The following is a 19343-nucleotide window of genomic DNA, read 5'->3' on the forward strand; positions in this document are numbered from 1 at the left end:
GGCCCCCCCCGCGGGGGTACATCGCTTTGTGGTTGCCCCGCGTTCTGGCCTTCGTGGAGTACCTGATTAAATTCACCCACACCCCCACCGCCCAGCCCCCGGGGCGCCCCACCGCCCGGGCCCCCCCCGCCAGTCGTTTTCGGCAGCTCAACTCCGGCCGCTGCCGAGGGCCTTCCGGCCGGTGCCCGGAGGCAGCGCGGGCCGCTCGGGAGCCTGCTGCTCGATCCGGAGCGCCAGGGCGGGGCAACGGCGTACGGCACGTTGCGCGCGTCCGCGCAGATGCATCGGAACCGCGGCGTCCGCCAGTGCCGGATATCCGTCGGGGCCCAGTCTGATCAACTCCGGGACGATGTCCGCGCAGAGACCGTGCCCCCGGCAGAGCGTCCAGTCCACGGCAAGCCTCTCGCCGCTCGGAATGGACTCCTCCACATCCTGGTACCCGGGTGCGGGAAGAGGGAGCACCCCCAACGTCTCGCGGCCGCAGCCGCCGTCCAGCACATGGGCGGCCAGGTCGTCGGTGAACGCGGAGAGGGTGGACGACAGAAAGCGCGCCGAACCGTCCGGATGCTTACAGGCGCCCCGGCCCCTGACCGCCAGCGTCACCTCACGCAGCGCCTCCAGAGCGGCGGGACCGCCCCCGTTCAGCACGTCGGAGAGCCCGCCGGCGGCGGCCGGAAGCCCGAGCTTGCACGGGCCGCACTGGCCCGCGGTCTCGGCGGCCAGCCAGTTCGCCACACGCAGGGACTCGCCGAGCGGACAGGTCTCCTGCCCGATCGGCAGGATCGCACCCGCTCCCAGCGCCCCGCCCGCCGCGGCCAGCGACGCCCGGGACACGACGGCGTCATGCATGGCGTGCGCACTGATCCAGTTGCCGTGATACCCGCCCGTGAGCACGCCCTGCGGCAGGGGAGGAGCGCCTGCCAGCTGGAGCACGTACCGCAGCGGCACACCCGTAGGCACTTCGATGACCATCGGGCGAGCGACCGCGCCGGAGAGCGTGAGGAGTACCGTGCCGGGCTCGTCGGGCAGGCCGGTGTTCCCGTAACGGCGGGTGCCTGTCCGGGCGGCGACGGCGAGTTGCGCGTACGTCTCCGCGTTCGACAGCAGGGTGGGGGCGCCGCCGACCCCCGACTCCGCGGCCCGCTCGCGGCGCCCCGGCGGCAGTGCCGGGCCACCGGACGCCGCCCGGATGACGGCCGAGGCCTCACCGGAGACCATCCGCTCCGGCGTCCGCACCACCCGGGCCCGCAACGGCCGGCCGCGCCGGTCGGACAGGCCCCGTTCGGCCAGTGCGGAGCGGACCGAGATCTCCGTGGAGTTGCGGGTGACGGCGACGATCAGGGTGCGGGCACCGAGCGCCTCGGCCGCCAGCAGGGCGCCGTCCAGGATGAGGTGCGGTGCACGGTTGAGCAGCACCGTGTCCTTGCGGCAGGCGGGCTCCCCCTCGCTGCCGTTGATCACGACGACCGGACGAACCCCGCGCCGGATGGACGCCTTGGCGACGGCCCGCAGCTTTCGGCCGAAGGGGAATCCGGCACCGCCGCGGCCGTTCAGCGAGATGGACTCGGCGAGTTCCGCCAGGCGTTCGCCGGTCATCGGCTCCAGCGGTCCGTGGACCTTCAGGTGCATGCCGAGGTCGAGCCGCTCCACCAGATCGAAGCCGCTGGTCAGTTGGGGGAGACCGACGACGCGGACTTCGGGGACGTCGGGGAGAGGGATGTTCACGGCCGGTCTCCTGCGGGTGCGGTCCAGGGTTCTCCGGCCGGGGGCGGGTAGAACGGCCCCGGGAGCGGTGCGGTGTCGCCGGCGGCGGGCAACGGAGCGCTCGACCCTCCGGCGGCGTAAGGAGGCTCCTGGGCGGGGACGTAGGGGACGGTGGGGACGGTGGGTGTCCGCACGGGTTCGAAGGACGGGACGGGGGGCTCGTACGGGGGCTGCGCGGCCCCCGCGGGATCGGGCGGCGGGTGAAGTGCCCGGGTCGGCGGGGCGGATGACGGCGCCGGCCGGTGCCCGGACTGCTGCCGGCGGGCGGCGGTCCCGGCGGGCGGCGAGACCGCGCGGTACCCGGCGGCGATCCCGGGCCCGGGGCCCTTGCGCCCGCCGGACGCACTCGGGAGCAAGCCCGTCGTGAGGCGGTCGGAGCTGCGGGGCGGGGCCTCGTACAGCGGTGGGGCAGGTGCTGGGAGCGTGGTCCGGGGGTGCTCGAACGACGAGGGCAGCGGCCCGCCCCGTACCTGGCCGCCGAGCCCGTCCCGGCCGGTGACGGCGGTGCCTGTTCCGTACGACTCCGGCAGGGCCGCGGTGTCCGCACCGGGCAGCGGGGCCTCGCGGGTCACCGGATCCGGCTCGGCGGGCATGGCGTCCGGCTTTACCAGTGCGGTGACCGAGCCGGCGATCCGCCGTTTCACCAGCGGCGGCAGCATGCGCAGGCACAGCACGGCCGCCACGGCGACCAGGCACAGGCTGTACATCACGACGACCCAGACCGCGGGCGGCCTGCCCGCGTACAGACCGTGCACCAGCGCGGCACACCATGCCGGGTAGGACAGCGCGTGCAGCGCCCGCCAGCGACCGGCGACCTTGCTCGGGGTGGCGAAGGCGCTGCGCAGCGCGCCCGTCGCGGCCGCCACCACCATCAGCAGACCGGCCAGCGCACCGAAACCGATCAGCCCCGCCGTACCGCCGACCCCGAGACCGAAGGGCACGAGGGCGCCGAGCAGAGCCACATGCCCCAGCGAGACCTTCACCGTGACATGGAGCAGCAGGAAGCCCAGCGAGGCGGCCGCGGCAGTGCGGTGGACGGCCTGGCCGGCCAGTCGCTGACGCGGGGAGAGGAACAGCCGGTCGGTGGCGAGCAGGCCCCAGCCCACCGCGGCGGTGAGCGAGACCAGCGAGAGGACACCGGTCGTGAAGTCGAGCGTGGCGCGCAGACCGTCGCTGCCCGCCACGGCGAGCAGCGGCAGGAGAACCAGCACAGCGACGGTCAGCCCGCCCTGTACGTGACGGCCCGGCCCCTGGAGCCGGGCGGCCGATGAACGGATCTTGCGATGAGGGTTCAGAGGGTTCATGGGGGGCGACTCCGAATGGCTCGGCAATGCGGTCCCGTTGCCGCATGCTAAGGCGCTCCATACCGGCCGGTACGAGGTTTGGATGGTTGCCCCGATAGAGGGCATTACGCGGAGTAACCCACGCTTCCCGGACGTTCTGCCGACCGGTTCGCCACCCGTCGTGTCCACGGATCGGCGGTGCCCGGATGAGGGCCGGGCCTGTGCGGTACCCTGACGCCATGCGTGCCGTACGCCTTCTGCTTAGCGAGCCGCGCTGATCAGTCCCGACCGGTGAGAACGCCTGGTCGGCATCAGCGCGGCGTCCCCTCCTGTGCGAGGGGCTTTTTCGTTTCCGTAGACGCGTGTCCGTAGACGTGGGCGCCGGCAGATGACGATCGATGGAGCTTTGAGGATCATGAGCGAGACGAATTCCGCAGTCGAGGTTGCTGCGCCGCACCGCTATACGGCAGCGATGGCCGCCGACATCGAGGCACGCTGGCAGGACTTCTGGGACGCCGAGGGCACGTACGAGGCACCGAACCCGACCGGCGACCTGGCAGGCGACCCGGAGCTGGCCGCCAAGCCGAAGAAATTCATCATGGACATGTTCCCGTACCCCTCGGGTGCGGGTCTGCACGTCGGCCACCCGCTGGGCTACATCGCCACCGATGTCTACGCCCGCCACCAGCGGATGAGCGGCCACAACGTCCTGCACACCCTGGGCTTCGACGCCTTCGGCCTGCCCGCGGAGCAGTACGCGGTGCAGACCGGAACGCACCCGCGGATCTCGACCGAGGCCAACATCGAGAACATGACGGCGCAGCTGCGCCGGCTGGGCCTGGGCCACGACAAGCGCCGCTCGTTCGCCACGATCGAGTCGGAGTACTACAAGTGGACCCAGTGGATCTTCCTGCAGATCTTCAACTCCTGGTACGACACCGACGCGGACCGGGCCCGGCCGATCGCCGAGCTGGTCGCCCAGTTCGAGTCCGGTGAGCGGGCGACCCCCGACGGCCGTGACTGGAGCGCGCTGAGCGCCGCCGAGCGCGCCGACATCCTGAGCGACCACCGGCTGGCCTACGCCTCCGACGCGCCCGTCAACTGGTCGCCCGGCCTGGGCACCGTCCTGGCCAACGAGGAGGTCACGGCCGACGGCCGCTCCGAGCGCGGCAACTTCCCCGTCTTCAAGGCCAAGCTGCGCCAGTGGAACATGCGCATCACGGCCTACGCCGACCGGCTGCTGAACGACCTGGACGGGCTGGACTGGCCCGAGGCCATCAAGCTGCAGCAGCGCAACTGGATCGGCCGCTCCGAGGGCGCGCGCGTCGACTTCCCCGTCGACGGGGCCGGCGACATCACCGTCTTCACCACCCGCCAGGACACCCTGTTCGGTGCCACCTACATGGTGCTGGCGCCGGAGCACGAGCTGGTCGAGCGGATCATTCCCGCCGCCTGGCCCGACGGCACCCACCCGGTCTGGACCGGCGGCCACGCCACCCCGGCCGAGGCCGTCACCGCGTACCGCAAGCAGGCCGCGGCCAAGTCCGACGTGGAGCGGCAGGCGGAGGCCAAGGACAAGACCGGTGTCTTCACCGGCGCGTACGCGACCAACCCGGTCAGCGGCGAGCAGATCCCCGTCTTCATCGCCGACTACGTGCTGATGGGCTACGGCACCGGCGCGATCATGGCCGTGCCGGCGCACGACCCCCGCGACTTCGCCTTCGCGCGCGCCTTCGAGCTGCCGATGCGCTGCGTCGTCGAGCCGTCGGACGACCGCGGCACGGACGCCTCGACGTGGGAGGACGCCTTCGGCTCGTACGACGCGAAGCTGGTCAACTCCGCGAACGACGAGATCTCGCTGGACGGTCTGGGAGTCGTCGACGCCAAGATCCGGATCACCGAGTGGCTGAAGGAGCACGGTGTCGGCGAGGGCACCGTCAACTTCCGGCTGCGCGACTGGCTGTTCAGCCGCCAGCGCTACTGGGGCGAGCCCTTCCCGATCGTGTACGACGAGGAGGGCATCGCCCACTCGCTGCCCGAGTCGATGCTGCCGCTGGAGCTGCCGGAGGTCGACGACTACTCGCCGCGCACCTTCGACCCGGACGACGCCGACACCCAGCCCGAGACCCCGCTGTCGCGCAACGCCGACTGGGTCAACGTCACACTGGACCTGGGTGACGGCGCCGGCCCGAAGAAGTACCGCCGCGAGACCAACACCATGCCCAACTGGGCGGGCTCCTGCTGGTACGAGCTGCGCTACCTGGACCCGAACAACTCCGAGCAGCTGGTCGACCCGGCGATCGAGCAGTACTGGATGGGCCCGCGCGAAGGGCAGCCGACCGGTGGCGTCGACCTGTACGTGGGCGGCGCCGAGCACGCCGTGCTGCACCTGCTGTACGCGCGCTTCTGGTCCAAGGTGCTGCACGACCTGGGCCACGTCTCGTCCGCCGAGCCGTTCCACAAGCTGTACAACCAGGGCATGATCCAGGCCTTCGTCTACCGGGACAGCCGCGGCATCGCGGTTCCGGCGGCCGAGGTCGAGGAGCGTGACGGGGCGTTCTACTACGAGGGCGAGAAGGTCTCCCGCGTCCTGGGCAAGATGGGCAAGTCCCTGAAGAACGCCGTGACGCCCGACGAGATCTGCGGCGAGTACGGCGCGGACACGCTGCGGCTGTACGAGATGGCCATGGGCCCCCTGGACGTGTCGCGTCCCTGGGACACGCGCGCGGTCGTCGGCCAGTACCGGCTGCTGCAGCGGCTGTGGCGCAACATCGTCGACGAGGAGAGCGGCGAGGTCACCGTCGTCGACACCGAGCCCGGCGAGGACACGCTGCGCGCGCTGCACAAGGCGATCGACGGCGTCGGCGGGGACATGGCCGGGATGCGCTTCAACACGGCCATCGCCAAGGTCACCGAGCTGAACAACCACCTGACCAAGGCCGGCGGCCCGCTGCCGCGCCCCGTCGCCGAGGCTCTGGTGCTGCTGGTGGCGCCGCTGGCGCCGCACATCGCCGAGGAGCTGTGGCGCCGGCTGGGCCACACCGACTCGGTCGTGCACCAGGACTTCCCGGTCGCCGACCCGGCGTACGTCGTGGACGAGACCGTCACCTGCGTCGTCCAGATCAAGGGCAAGGTCAGGGCGCGCCTGGAGATCTCCCCGTCGATCACGGACGCGGAGCTGGAGGCGCTGGCCCTGGCGGACCCGGCCGTGGTCGCGGCACTGGACGGGGCCGGCATCCGCAAGGTGATCGTCCGGGCGCCGAAGCTGGTGAACATCGTTCCGGCCTAGTCGACGGTCGTCGTCATGACGGTGTGAGGGCTTTCCGGTGTGAGGGCTTTCCCCTACGGGCAGGTTGGGGGTTCCGATGGAACCCTCCGCCTGCCCGTTCCGTTTACGGTGGAGGGGCGGGTGAAACCGTGCCGTCAGCCGTCACACCATCCGAGGGGCACTCATGGAAGCCGTGATCCTGATCCTGGGGCTGCTCGTCGTCGCGTTCATGGCGCTGGGCGTCTACGCGACCGTCAAGGTCGTCGGGGCGGCCAGGCGTGGTGTGGACCGCACGATCACGCAGGCGCGCCGCACGGTGGAGGACACCACACTGCGGGCCAAGAGCTACGGGCAGGTGGGCGTCGGCGGCGAGCTGGCTCAGCTCCGTCTCTCGCTCCGCACCTCGATGCGTGCCACGCAGGAGGCGCTGCAGTCGGGTGTGGTCGAGGACGCCTCGCTCTCGGAGTCGCTGGGCCTGTTCCAGCGCCTCGGGGTCCACGGCCGCGAGCTGGAAGAGGACCTGAAGCGCCTGGAGCGCGAGCCCGACAGGACGACGGTCGCCTCGCTGCTGCCCGGCCTGAAGCAGCGCACCGAGCGGATCACGAGCGCCGCGGAGTCGCTGCGATGGGCGGCCCGGGACCGGGCCCGGCAGTTCGCCGACGACGATCTGGCGGCACTGAACGCGCAGATCGACGTGGAGGCCGGGGCGCTGCGCCACTGGACGACGGAGGAGCCGGCACCGGGGCGCCCGGCGGACCACGTCCAGGAGCAGCCCGCAGGGGACCCGGCGGGCGACGAGGGGACTCCGCAGGCCATCACGGCCCAGGACCCCCGGCTGCGGACGGGATATCCGTGGCAGAAGACGGCACGGCCCGAGACCACGAACTGACGGCGTCGGAGACTGCGGGCTGACGGTGTCCGAGACCATGGGCTGACGGCGTCGGAGACTGCGGGGCCGATGGTGTCCGGGAGACTGCGGACTGATCGTGTCCGAGACCACGGACTGACGGCGTTCGACGAATGGGATCTTCTTGGCCCCCGTCGGCGGGAGCGCTCGGTGACGGGCAGGGACCGCAGGTGAACGGGGGAGGGAAGGATGCGGTACGAAGCGACCGGAACTGATCATTCAGTCGGGGTCGAACTGCCGAGCCGCCTCCCCGACAGGTAATCTCCCGCTCATGTCCCGCCATGTCGCGATCGTCACCGATTCCACGGCCTACCTGCCGCCCCAGGCGATGGAACGGCATGGCATCACCGCAGTGCCGCTGACCGTCGTCCTCGGGGACCAGGCGCTGGAGGAGGGCACCGAGATCTCGGCCCGCTCCCTCGCGCTGGCCCTGCAGAAGCGCCGTTCCGTGACGACTTCACGGCCCAGCCCCGAGGTCTTCGCCGCTGCTTACCGCGCGGCTGCCGAAGCGGGAGCGAGTGCCATCGTCTCGCTGCATCTGTCGGCGGAGTTCTCCGGAACGTACGACGCGGCCGTCCTCGCGGCGAAGGACGCTCCGGTGCCGGTGCGCGTGGTGGACACCGGGATGGTCGCCATGGCCCTCGGGTTCTGCGCCCTGGCCGCGGCGGAGACGGCGGAGGCAGGCGGCAGCCAGGACGACGCGGTGGCCGCCGCCGAGAAGAGGGCGGCGGGCACGTCTGCCTACTTCTATGTCGACACCCTGGACTATCTGCGGCGCGGTGGCCGGATCGGCGCCGCGCAGGCCCTGCTCGGTTCGGCCCTGGCCGTGAAACCGCTCCTTCAGCTGGACGGCGGTCGGATCGAACTGCTGGAGAAGGTACGGACGGCCTCGAAGGCCATCGCCCGGCTGGAGGAGATCGTCGCCGAGCGGGCGGGCAGCGGGCGGGTGGACATCGCGGTGCATCACCTCGCGGCCCCGGAACGGGCCGAGCGACTGGCTGAGCGGCTGCGAGAGCGAGTTCCGGGCCTGGTCGACCTGCATGTCAGCGAGGTGGGCGCGGTGATCGGCGCACACACCGGCCCCGGGCTGCTGGGCGCGGTGATTTCGCCTCGCTGACTTCACTCTCCGGAGTGGTGGAGTTATGCACAACGGCGCGGTTTTCCACCGGAATTGGGTGTACTCAGCGGGTTCCGGCAGAAGTCCCTAGCGTCATGAGGCATGGCTTCCCGATCACATCGTGCAACCAATCGCGCCGACGTCGGCCGTGCCGGCCCTGTCACGCGTGTCAGGCGCGCCGGTAGCGGCGGACACGTCAGCGGCATCGGCAGGTTCGGCGAGTCCGGGCCCGGCAGTGGGCCGGGGCGCGGTCCTGCCTCGGACGGTCGTGTCCGGAGCGGTGCGGGCACAGGACCGGGCCGACGGCGTCGGGTGAAGGGGCGCACCGCCGCAGCCGCGGCTTCACGCATCCGTGCGGACGCGCTGATGGCCGGCGGTTACGGGGGTCGGGTCGCGCGGCCGGTGGTGGGGATGGGCGCGGGTCCGTCGGCGGGCGGCACGGTGATTGCGGCGGGCGCGGCGGGTGAGGCACATGGGGTGCCTGAGGTCATTGCGGCCAGTGTGGCCGGTGCGGGTGGTAGAGCAGGTGTGGTGGGTGAAGCGCGTGAAGCGATGGCCCCGCGTTCTTCAACGGCGGCCCCGCGTTCGAGGGGGTCGTCGCCGTCGCTTGCGGGAGCGTCGTCCCTGGATGCCCCCGGCTCGCCGGTGATGCCGCGGGCGGCGGCGCGCGCGGCTGCGGTCGGGTCCGCACCCGCGCCTCCTCCCGCGCCCTCATCCCCGTCTCCGCCCGCGCCTCCACCCGCGTCCCTGCCCGGTCCGGTGGCCGCGGGGCGGCTGCGGCGGGCCCTTCCCGCAGTGCGGGAGCGGCTTCCGGTGTGGCTGCAGCTCAGGTGCGGGCTGGAGCCGAAGGCCCTGGCTGCGCTCACTGTCGTCCTGGTCGCGGCAGCGGTGTTCGCCGCGATGCAGCTCTGGTCGGCGCGCCCCGGATCCGTCCGCGCTCCGGAACGTGTCAGCGAGGCCGCGCCCCCGCCCGTGGCGCAAACGGATGCGGGCGGGGATACGGGCGGGGCCGGGGCACCGGAGCCCTCGCCCGGGACGCCACCCGCCGCCGGGCCGGGCGGGCAGGTCGTGGTGGACGTGAGCGGGAAGGTGAGGCGGCCCGGGATCCACCGGCTGCCGGCCGGAGCCAGGGTCGCCGACGCGCTGCGAGTGGCGGGCGGGGCCCGACCGGGCGTGGACCTCGACAGCCTCAACCGGGCCCGGGTCCTCATGGACGGGGAACAGATCGTGGTGGGCGCCCCGCCGGGCCCGACTGCCGCAGGCGGTACGGGAGGAGGCGTCGGCCCGACCGCCGCCGCGGGGCCGGTGAGCCTCAACACCGCGACGATGGAACAGCTCGAAACCCTGCCGGGCGTCGGCCCCGTCCTCGCCCAGCACATCGTCGACCACCGCACCCAGCACGGAGGCTTCCGGTCCGTCGACGAGCTCCGTGAGGTCAACGGGATCGGTGACCGCCGGTTCGCCGATCTCCAGCCACTGGTGCGACCGTGAGTACCCAGGACGTCCACGCGGCATCGGGCCGTCGGCTGGGGAGCGCCGACCCGCGGCAGGAAGGTCCGGTGGACCTGCGGCTGGTCCCGCCGGCCCTGGCGGTCTGGGCGGGCGCCGCACCGGCCCTGGACGCGCCGGGCCGCTGGGTGGCGGCGGGTGTGGTGCTCTGCCTCGGGGCGGCCATGATCCTCCTGGCCGTACCGGGCTTTCCACCCTTCCGTGTGGCCCGTGCGGAGCGGACCGACGATGCGGAGAGAGGCGGCGGTGGCCGATGGCGGCTGCACAGCACTGCTGCCGCGGCGGTACTGCTCTGCGCGGCAGCGGGGGCGGCGTCCGCCGGTCTGCACAGGGCCGATGCTCGGCAGGGGCCCGTGCCCGGTCTGGCCGGGCAGTTCGCGCACATCGACGCGGAGCTCACCCTGACCTCCGATGTCCGCCGCACGTCCCCGCGGGTGCGCGGCGACCACAGCACCCCCGTCTCCCTGCTGCTGGACGCCGAGATCGTCCGGCTGACGAGCCCCGGCGGCACGGCCGTCCGGCTGCGTACGCCGGTGCTGGTCATCGTCACGCCCGAAGGCGCGGCCGCACAGTGGCAGCAGCTGCTTCCCTCCACACGGCTGCGCGTCAGCGGTCGGCTGGCCCCGCCGCTGCACGGCGGGGAGCGCGCCACTGCAGTGCTGCGTGCCGAGGGAAAAGGGCCACCCCGTGTCATCGGCCCGCCCACGCGACTCCAGCGCACGGCGGGCGGACTGCGCGCGGGCCTGCGCACGGCGACGGAAGGCCTCGGCCCTGATGCGAGGGCGCTGCTGCCCGGACTGGTCGTCGGCGACACCACACGCGTCGCACCGGAACTGCACGAGGCGTTCCGGGCGACCGACCTCACCCATCTCATGGCGGTATCGGGTGCCAACCTGGCGATCCTGCTCGTCCTGCTCATCGGACCGCCCGGCAGCGCCCTGCGCGTCGAACGCCGAGGACTGGCACCCGCGTGGGGGATCTCTCTGCGGGGAACCGCTCTGCTCGGCGGCGGGCTCACCCTTGCCTTCGTGCTTGTCTGTCGTCCGGAACCGAGCGTGCTGCGGGCCGCGGCCTGTGGCCTGATCACACTTCTGGCCATCGGCACCGGGCGGCGCAGATCGCTGATTCCCGCGCTGGCCGCCGCCGTTCTGCTGCTGGTGCTCTACGACCCGTGGCTGGCGCGCAGTTACGGCTTCGTCCTGTCGGTGCTCGCTACCGGTGCCCTCCTGACCCTGGCCCCTCGGTGGAGCGAAGCGCTGCAACGGCGGCGGGTGCCACCGCGGTTGGCGGAGGCGCTGGCGGCCGCGGCCGCGGCTCAGGCCGTGTGCTCGCCCGTCGTGGTGCTGCTCGCCTCCCGGGTGAGTCTGGTGGCGATCCCTTGCAATCTGCTGGCCGAGTTCGCGGTTGCGCCCGCTACAGTCCTCGGGTTCGCCGTGCTGGCCCTGGCGCCGGTGGCCATGCCGGGGGCCGAACTGCTCGCCCGGGTGGCGGGATGGCCGGCGGAGTGGATTGCCTCCGTGGCCCGGACCGGAGCCGCGCTCCCCGGTGCGGAGGCCGACTGGCCCGACGGCCGGCCGGGGGCGCTTCTGCTGGCCGCGCTGACTGTGCTCCTGGTGCTGTTCGCGCGGCGCATCGGACGCCATCCCTGGCTCTGTTCGGCCGCCGCGCTGCTGCTCGTCCTCGCGGTGCTCCGGCCGGTGCCACTGACCCGTGCGTTGACCGGATGGCCGCCGCCCGGCTGGGCGTTCGCGATGTGCGACGTCGGTCAGGGGGACGCCCTGGTGCTCGCGGCGGGGCCCGGCGCAGGCGTGGTCGTCGACGCAGGGCCGGATCCCCGGCTCGCCGACCGCTGCCTGCGCGACCTGGCCGTCACCCGCATCCCGTTGCTGCTGCTCACCCACTTCCACGCCGACCACGTGCGCGGCCTGACCGGTGTGCTGCGGGGCAGAACGGTGGGCGCGATCCAGACGACGAGCCTGGACGAACCTCCGGAACAGGCCGCTTTCGTCAGGCGGACGGCTGCGGCGGCCGGTATCCCCGTGGTGAGCGCCGCCCCCGGTGAGCGGCGCCGGACCGGAGCGCTGGAGTGGCAGGTGCTGTGGCCGCCGGGTGGTGCGACCGCCACGGCGGGCCCGGCCACCGGTCCCGTACCGGAGGAACCGAACGACGCCAGCGTCACCCTGCTCGTACGGGCCGGTGGGCTCACACTGTTGCTCCTCGGCGACCTGGAACCTCCGGCCCAGCAAGGCCTGTTGCGCAGTCACCCGACACTGCCTCGGGTGGATGTGCTCAAGGTCGCCCACCACGGCTCCGCCCACCAGGACGCGGCACTGCTCCGCAGCGTGAGTCCGAGGTTCGCGCTGGTGAGCGTGGGCCGGGACAACCCGTACGGGCACCCTGCCGCACGGACGGTGGAGGCGCTCAGATCCGGGGGAGCGGTGGTGCTCCGCACGGACAGGGACGGCGCCGTCGCGGTGACGGGTACCGGGCCGGGACTGCGGGCGGTGGGCCGGTCATGACGGCGCGGTCACTCCAGCCACCGGCCCTCGGCCATCAGTTCACGGCCGGCCAGTTCGTTCTTCTCCCGCCACGCTCTGACCGTGTACGGCGTGAAACGCAGGTACACCCACCCGGAGAGTTCCCGCAGGTCCCAGCCGAGCTTCGCGGCGAAGACGTCACTCGACTCCGGGGGAAGGTCCGTGCTCTCGACGAGCTCCGCCGTCGCTTCGATGAGGACCACATCGCGGGTGGGACCCAGCGCGATCCGCGCCTGCCCCTCCGGCGCCAGGTTGACCGCGGTCGGGTTGGTACGCCGGGTGGCCATCAGCAGGGTCCCCCGGTCCCACACGAACGACAGTGGCACCAGGGTCGGCACTCCGTCGGCCGAGGCGGTCGACACCCAGGCGTCCTCGTCCTTCTCCAGATGATCGAGTGCGTCCTGCTTGCGCTGTTCGCGGCTGCGCGCCGGCTCCCGATTCGTCATGCCCCGCACGTTAGTGAACACGTGCTGCGTCACGCCTCCGGCGCCGGTCCTAGGACCATCGGCTCAGGGCGCGGTGGCGCTTGCGGGGACACACTGCCCTCATGGACCCGCACCTGCCTCAGACAATCGACGCCTACCTGGCACGCATCGGCGCCACCCGGCCGGGCCGCCCCGATGCCACGGCGCTGCGCGAGCTGCAGCTGCGCCACCTCACCACCGTGCCTTTCGAGAACCTCTCGATCCACCTCGGCGAGGACATCGTGCTGGAGGACAAGGCGCTCCTCGACAAGATCGTGGCGGACCGCCGCGGCGGGTTCTGCTACGAAGTCAACGGCGCCTTCGCCGTACTGCTCCGGGCGCTCGGCTTCCGGGTCACGCTGCTCCAGGCACGGGTCCACGGTGACGACGGGCGGCTCGGCATCCCGTACGACCACATGGCGCTGCGGGTGGAGACGGACGACGGCACCGGGCCGTGGCTCGCCGATGTCGGCTTCGGCGACCACGCCCAGCATCCGCTCGCGCTCGACGACCGCACGGACCAGGAGGACCCGCGCGGCACCTTCCGGATTGCTCAGGCCCCCGCCGAGGGCGGCGGGGACCACGGGGACGTGGATGTGCTGCGGGGCGGGGCACCCCAGTTCCGCCTGGACCCGCGACCCCGGGCGCTGGACGACTTCCGGGGCGGGGCCTGGTACCACCGGACCTCTCCCGATTCGGGCTTCACCCGGTCGCCGGTCTGCTCGCGCTTCACGACCACGGGGCGGATCACGCTCAAGGGCCACAAGCTCCTCACGACGGTGGGTGAGGAGCGTCACGAGACGTGGCTGGAGAGCGATGAGGAGGTTCTCGCCGCCTACCGCGAGCACTTCGGAGTGCGTCTCGACCGGCTCCCCTCCGAACGGGAGGCCGGCATTTCTGTGCCGAACGGGTGACACACACAAACGGAACGATCAATTCGGACCTTCGGTAACACCTCCACCCAAGCCCCTGCGAGCCACTCTGTTTGCCTCGAACGGCACAAGGGTGATCGAATGCATGATCGTCGGCGGGCCGCTGTTCCGACAACGGTGTCCAACCCTTCGGCCCGAGGTGAAACAGCCCCCGGGGGTGCGTGGAGATGTTCGGCCGTTGGCTCGGAAACAAGGCGGCGACGGGTGTCGTTCGCGGCAACGCCCTCGCCGGACTCGCCATACCGGACTCCGCGGGTGTCCTCAGCTGCCGGGTGCTCGACCCGGTCAACGAGGCGGTGCAGCAGGCTGAGTTCGTCGTCACGGACGCCGCGGGGCGCAAGGTCCTGGGCGGGGAGACGGACCCGTTCGGCAATGTCGTCGCCACGGTGCCGGCGGGGGAGTACCGGCTGGCTGTCACGGCGGAGGGGTTCACCCCGTTCCACGGCTCGGCGGCGGTCGCCCGGGGCGGTCACGAGGCCTTGGGCGATGTGAACCTGCAGCTCTCCGCGCCCCCGCAGCTGCCCGACCCGGGTGAGTGGGAGATCGAGCCGACGCACTCCCAGATCGGTTTCACGGCCCGGCACATCGGGATGGCTCGCATCCACGGCCGGTTCAACACCTTCGCCGGCGCGGTCCGGATCGCCGACCGCATGGAGAACTCGGCCATGCACGTGATCATCGACGCCGCGTCGATCGATACGAACGTCCAGATGCGCGACGACCACCTGCGCTCGGGCGACTTCCTCGACGTCGGCCGCTATCCGACGCTGGAGTTCTACAGCGAGCGCTTCGTCCACCGGGGCGGCACCCGCTGGGGCGTGAGCGGCGCGCTCACCCTGCACGGAGTGAGCCGCACGGTCACGCTGGACACCCAGTACCTCGGCGTCGGCAACGGCCTGGAGGGCGAGACCCGCGCCGCCTGCCGCGCCACCACCGAGCTGCACCGTGAGGACTTCACCCTCACCTGGCAGACGATGCTGGCCCGTGGCATCGCCGCGGTCGGCTCCAGCATCGAGATCGACATGGACATCCAGATCGTTCCCAAGCGCTGATTCGCGGACTGCGGACTACGACTTTGGGCTGCGAGTTCGGATCACGGACCACGGACTACGGATCACGGGCTTCGACTGCGGACTACGGGGCGGTGCCCGGAGCGGCCCCGGAGCAGCCACCGAGCTCCTACGGAGCCTCCAGCCACCCCTCGTACTCCGCGGCGAACGCATCGAGCGCCGCGGAGTCCAGGCGCCGGGCCGGGTCCTCCACGACCACCAGCCACTGGGCGTCCTCGGCGTCGTCCTCGCCGGCCAGGGCGTCGCGTACGAGCTGCGGCTCCTCTGCCACCCCGAATCGGTCGGCCAGCTCTCCGGCCGCCTCCTCCGCGGCATCGCGGTCGGGCAGCACCAGTACATGTCTCACATTGCTCACCCGCCCATTCTCGGCTACGGGCTACGGGCTACGGGCTGAGGGTTGCGGGGGCACGGGGGCACGGGGGCACGGGGGCACGGGGGCACGGTGGCAGGACCGGCAGCCGCGGCCGGGCTGTCAGTGGCCCGTGGGATGCTGGACGGCGATGGCCACCAGAAGGAATTCCACCGACGACCCGCTCGCCCCCCTCACGCTCGCCGTGGGGCAGGAGGACCTGCTCCTGGACCGTGCCGTACAGCAGGTGGTGGCGGCGGCCCGGGCCTCCGACGCCGACACGGACGTCCGGGACCTCACCTCCGACCAGCTCCAGCCGGGCACCCTCGCCGAGCTGACGAGCCCTTCGCTCTTCGCCGAGCGCAAGGTGGTGATCGTGCGCAACGCGCAGGATCTCTCCGCCGACACGATCAAGGACGTCAAGAAGTATCTCGACGACCCGGTCGAGGAGATCACCCTCATGCTGCTGCACGCGGGCGGCGCCAAGGGCAAGGCGCTGCTCGACGCGGCCCGTAAGGCCGGGGCGCGGGAGGTCGCGTGTCCGAAGACCACCAAGCCCGCCGAGCGCCTCTCCTTCGTGCGGGGCGAGTTCCGGACGCTGGGACGCTCCGCGACGCCCGAGGCGTGCCAGGCGCTGGTCGACTCCATCGGCAGCGATCTGCGGGAACTGGCGAGCGCGGCGTCACAGCTCGTCGCGGACGTCGAGGGCACGATCGACGAAGCCGTCGTCGGGCGCTACTACACCGGGCGCGCGGAGGCGTCGAGCTTCACGGTCGCCGACCGCGCGGTCGAGGGGCGGGCGGCCGAGGCCCTGGAGGCCTTGCGCTGGTCGCTGTCGACCGGTGTGGCCCCTGTCCTCATCACCAGCGCGCTCGCGCAGGGCGTCCGGGCGATCGGCAAGCTCTCGTCGGCACGCGGTGGACGGCCGGCGGATCTCGCCCGGGAGCTGGGCATGCCCCCGTGGAAGATCGACCGGGTGCGCCAGCAGATGCGGGGATGGACGCCGGACGGGGTGGCTGTGGCGCTGAGGGCGGTCGCGGATGCGGACGCGGGCGTCAAGGGCGGCGGGGACGACCCGGAGTACGCGCTGGAGAAGGCCGTGGTCGCGGTGGCGAGGGCCGCGCGGACAGGGCGGTAGCGATGCCCCCGCGCGAGACGGGGTAGGGGCGCCGGGCCCGTACGGCAGGCCGCTCCGGCGCCCTGGCCCCCGGTTCGACGGGGTGCCGGGTCCGACCGGGTCCGTGCGGCCGGCCGCTCTGGCCCTGGTCGCCGGCCGCCCGTCCCCGGCCGCCCGTCCCCGGCCGCCCGTCCCCGGCCGCCCGTCCCCGGCCGCCCGTCCCCGGTCGGGTTCGACGGGGTGCCGGGGCCCGCGTTTTCGTACGCGTGCATGCCGAAGGCCCCGGTCGTCCCCCTGGGGAGGGGGTCGACCGGGGCCTTCGCTTTGCGCTCGGTGCGCCGCACCCGCGTGGCGAACGCAGGTTCGGTGTGCGGCGCGGGGTGCCGGTCAGGAGCGGGAGAGAGGGCCCGCTTGGTCCGTTCCGGCGATCACATCAGAATGCTCAGCCCTGGAGGGTGGCAACCTTGGTGGCCAGCGCCGACTTCTTGTTGGCGGCGGCGTTCTTGTGGATGACACCCTTCGAGACAGCCTTGTCGAGAGCGCGGGAAGCGTCGCGAACGGCCACGGTGGCCTTCTCGACGTCGCCTGCAACGACGGCCTCGCGGGCCTTGCGGATCGAGGTCTTGAGCGAGGACTTGACGGCCTTGTTGCGCAGGCGCGCCTTCTCGTTCGTCTTGTTCCGCTTGATCTGGGACTTGATGTTCGCCACGACAGAGCCTTTTCAGGTTCGTTGGATCTTCGGTGTGTGTCCTGCGGCCCAAGGGCCACGAGGCACAGCTGCCCACGGTACCAGCCGCGCTCCGACCGGCCCAAACCGGTCTTCACCCCGCAGGCGTGGGACGATGGAGGCTACGTACAGATCCGACCGACCCGACATCGACCCGAGACACGGCGTTCGGCGTCTCAAGAATCAGGACCCTGCGTGCCCGCGACTCCTCTCCACGTGCCCGAGCCGAGCCGTACCGACCCGGCGCTGATCCGCAATTTCTGCATCATCGCGCACATCGACCACGGCAAGTCGACCCTTGCCGACCGGATGCTCCAGCTGACCGGTGTGGTCGACCAGCGGCAGATGCGCGCTCAGTACCTCGACCGGATGGACATCGAGCGCGAGCGTGGCATCACCATCAAGTCCCAGGCGGTCCGGCTGCCCTGGGCGCCCACCGCCGGTGAGGGCCAGGGCAGCACCCACGTCCTCAACATGATCGACACCCCGGGACACGTCGACTTCACCTACGAGGTCTCCCGTTCGCTCGCGGCCTGTGAGGGCACGGTCCTGCTGGTCGACGCCGCGCAGGGCATCGAGGCCCAGACACTGGCCAACCTCTACCTGGCCATGGAGAACGACCTCACCATCGTCCCGGTGCTCAACAAGATCGACCTGCCGGCCGCCCAGCCCGAGAAGTTCTCCGAGGAGCTGGCCAACCTCATCGGCTGCCAGCCCGAGGACGTCCTCAAGGTCTCGGCGAAGACCGGGGTCGGCGTGGACGCCCTCCTCGACCGGGTGGTCAGGGACGTCCCCGCGCCCGTCGGCAAGGCGGACGCCCCGGCCCGCGCGATGATCTTCGACTCGGTCTATGACTCGTACCGGGGCGTCGTGACGTACGTCCGTGTCATCGACGGTTCGCTGAACAAGCGCGAGCGCATCCGGATGATGTCGACCGGAGCCACCCACGAGCTGCTGGAGATCGGGGTGTCCTCCCCGGAGATGACCCCGTCCGACGGCATCGGTGTCGGTGAGGTCGGCTACATCATCACCGGGGTGAAGGACGTCCGGCAGTCCAAGGTCGGTGACACGATCACCTCCCTGCACAACGGTGCGACCGAGGCGCTGGGCGGTTACAAGGACCCCAAGCCGATGGTGTTCTCGGGTCTGTACCCGCTGGACGGATCGGACTACCCGGACCTGCGCGAGGCCCTCGACAAGCTTCAGCTCAACGACGCCGCCCTGGTGTACGAGCCGGAGACCTCCGCAGCGCTCGGCTTCGGCTTCCGCGTCGGCTTCCTCGGTCTGCTCCACCTCGACGTGGTCCGCGAGCGGCTGGAGCGCGAGTTCGGCCTCGACCTCATCGCGACCGCCCCCAACGTGGTCTACCGCGTCGAGATGGAGGACGGCAGCGAGCACGTCGTCACCAACCCGAGTGAATTCCCCGAGGGCAAGATCGACAAGGTGCACGAGCCGGTCGTCCGGGCCACGGTCCTGGCGCCCAGCGAGTTCATCGGCGCGATCATGGAGCTCTGCCAGCAGCGCCGCGGCAGCCTCCTCGGCATGGACTACCTCTCCGAGGACCGGGTCGAGATCCGCTACACCCTGCCGCTCGCCGAGATCGTCTTCGACTTCTTCGACCAGCTGAAGTCCAAGACCCGCGGTTACGCCTCGCTCGACTACGAGCCCACCGGCGAGCAGTCCGCCGAGCTCGTCAAGGTCGACATCCTGCTGCACGGCGACAAGGTCGACGCTTTCTCGGCCGTCACGCACAAGGACAAGGCGTACGCGTACGGCGTCCGGCTCGTCGCCAAGCTGCAGAAGCTCATCCCGCGGCAGAACTTCGAGGTGCCGATCCAGGCGGCCATCGGCTCCCGGGTCATCGCCCGTGAGACCGTCCGCGCCATCCGCAAGGACGTCCTCGCCAAGTGCTACGGCGGTGACATCTCCCGTAAGCGGAAGCTGCTGGAGAAGCAGAAGGAAGGCAAGAAGCGGATGAAGATGGTCGGCAATGTGGAGGTGCCGCAGGACGCGTTCATCTCCGTGCTGTCGACCGACGAGTCCGCCGGGGAGACCAAGGCCAAGAAGTAGTACGGAGGCGTGGGGCGAGCGGCGGCACGGAGCTCGCCCCCACTCCCTACCGGCCGGTAGACGAACGGGTCCCCGCATCGCAGAACGCTGCGTCGCGGGGGCCCGTTCGTTATGAAGCGGGGCCCTGTTGCCTCTTACGCGGGGCGCGCGGGCGCTTTACTCTGATCACGGCTTCGTAGTTACTCGCCAGTTAAACAAGCAGGATCAAGCACGCAGACGTAAGCGGAGA

14 protein-coding genes are annotated in these 19343 nt (G+C 71.6%); 9 read left to right on the forward strand and 5 right to left on the reverse strand.

Annotated features, from left to right (window positions below; translation table 11 throughout):
* Positions 1-147: 147 nt before the first annotated feature.
* Complete coding sequence (locus ABT025_RS16675; RefSeq protein WP_350994548.1) at positions 148-1725, reverse strand: ferredoxin; 1578 nt, start codon at positions 1723-1725, stop codon at positions 148-150.
* The gene (locus tag ABT025_RS16680) at positions 1722-3068 is read right to left on the reverse strand and encodes a ferric reductase-like transmembrane domain-containing protein (protein ID WP_502971959.1); all 1347 of its coding nucleotides are present in this window, start codon (positions 3066-3068) and stop codon (positions 1722-1724) included. Before ABT025_RS16680 ends, ABT025_RS16675 begins: the two co-directional genes overlap by 4 nt.
* A 394-nt stretch (positions 3069-3462) precedes the next feature.
* Between ABT025_RS16680 and leuS the strand changes: the two genes are divergently transcribed.
* From leuS to ABT025_RS16705, 5 genes are all read left to right on the forward strand, one after another.
* Positions 3463-6336, forward strand: a complete 2874-nt coding sequence (gene leuS, locus ABT025_RS16685; protein ID WP_350994550.1) for a leucine--tRNA ligase — start codon at positions 3463-3465, stop codon at positions 6334-6336.
* 163 nt (positions 6337-6499) lie between these two features.
* Positions 6500-7204 carry a hypothetical protein gene (locus ABT025_RS16690; protein ID WP_350994552.1) on the forward strand — a complete coding sequence of 235 codons (705 nt, stop codon included), beginning with the start codon at positions 6500-6502 and terminating at the stop codon, positions 7202-7204.
* Positions 7205-7493: 289 nt separating this feature from the next.
* Positions 7494-8339, forward strand: a complete 846-nt coding sequence (locus ABT025_RS16695) for a DegV family protein (RefSeq protein ID WP_350994554.1) — start codon at positions 7494-7496, stop codon at positions 8337-8339.
* An 813-nt stretch (positions 8340-9152) separates the two neighbouring features.
* On the forward strand, positions 9153-9830 hold the full coding sequence (locus ABT025_RS39500; protein ID WP_502971960.1) for a ComEA family DNA-binding protein: 678 nt from the start codon (positions 9153-9155) through the stop codon (positions 9828-9830).
* Positions 9827-12367 (forward strand): ComEC/Rec2 family competence protein, encoded by a 2541-nt coding sequence (locus ABT025_RS16705; protein WP_350994558.1) that lies wholly within the window; start codon positions 9827-9829, stop codon positions 12365-12367. Before ABT025_RS39500 ends, ABT025_RS16705 begins: the two co-directional genes overlap by 4 nt.
* Positions 12368-12375: 8 nt before the next feature.
* Here ABT025_RS16705 and ABT025_RS16710 read toward each other — a convergent pair whose 3' ends face one another.
* Positions 12376-12831 (reverse strand): pyridoxamine 5'-phosphate oxidase family protein, encoded by a 456-nt coding sequence (locus ABT025_RS16710; RefSeq protein ID WP_350994560.1) that lies wholly within the window; start codon positions 12829-12831, stop codon positions 12376-12378.
* Positions 12832-12932: 101 nt separating this feature from the next.
* Here ABT025_RS16710 and ABT025_RS16715 point away from each other — a divergent pair, with 101 nt between their 5' ends.
* Together ABT025_RS16715 and ABT025_RS16720 are read left to right on the forward strand one after the other, a co-directional pair.
* Positions 12933-13763, forward strand: coding sequence for an arylamine N-acetyltransferase family protein (locus ABT025_RS16715; protein ID WP_350994562.1), 831 nt, complete (start codon positions 12933-12935; stop codon positions 13761-13763).
* A gap of 185 nt (positions 13764-13948) precedes the next feature.
* The gene (locus ABT025_RS16720; RefSeq protein WP_350994564.1) at positions 13949-14833 is read left to right on the forward strand and encodes a YceI family protein; all 885 of its coding nucleotides are present in this window, start codon (positions 13949-13951) and stop codon (positions 14831-14833) included.
* 127 nt (positions 14834-14960) lie between these two features.
* Here ABT025_RS16720 and ABT025_RS16725 read toward each other — a convergent pair whose 3' ends face one another.
* Positions 14961-15206, reverse strand: a complete 246-nt coding sequence (locus ABT025_RS16725; RefSeq protein WP_350994566.1) for a hypothetical protein — start codon at positions 15204-15206, stop codon at positions 14961-14963.
* 145 nt (positions 15207-15351) lie between these two features.
* Between ABT025_RS16725 and holA the strand changes: the two genes are divergently transcribed.
* A complete protein-coding gene (gene holA / locus ABT025_RS16730; RefSeq protein ID WP_326736135.1) occupies positions 15352-16338 on the forward strand; it encodes a DNA polymerase III subunit delta in 987 nt (328 codons plus the stop codon).
* 421 nt (positions 16339-16759) lie between these two features.
* Here the strand turns inward: holA and rpsT are convergent, their stop codons facing one another.
* Positions 16760-17026, reverse strand: a complete 267-nt coding sequence (gene rpsT / locus ABT025_RS16735; protein WP_136325190.1) for a 30S ribosomal protein S20 — start codon at positions 17024-17026, stop codon at positions 16760-16762.
* 213 nt (positions 17027-17239) lie between these two features.
* Between rpsT and lepA the strand changes: the two genes are divergently transcribed.
* Complete coding sequence (lepA, locus tag ABT025_RS16740; RefSeq protein ID WP_350994572.1) at positions 17240-19114, forward strand: translation elongation factor 4; 1875 nt, start codon at positions 17240-17242, stop codon at positions 19112-19114.
* The last annotated feature ends 229 nt before the right edge of the window (positions 19115-19343 follow it).

This window comes from Streptomyces sp. NPDC002809, assembly GCF_040295435.1.
Classification (GTDB): Bacteria; Actinomycetota; Actinomycetes; order Streptomycetales; family Streptomycetaceae; genus Streptomyces.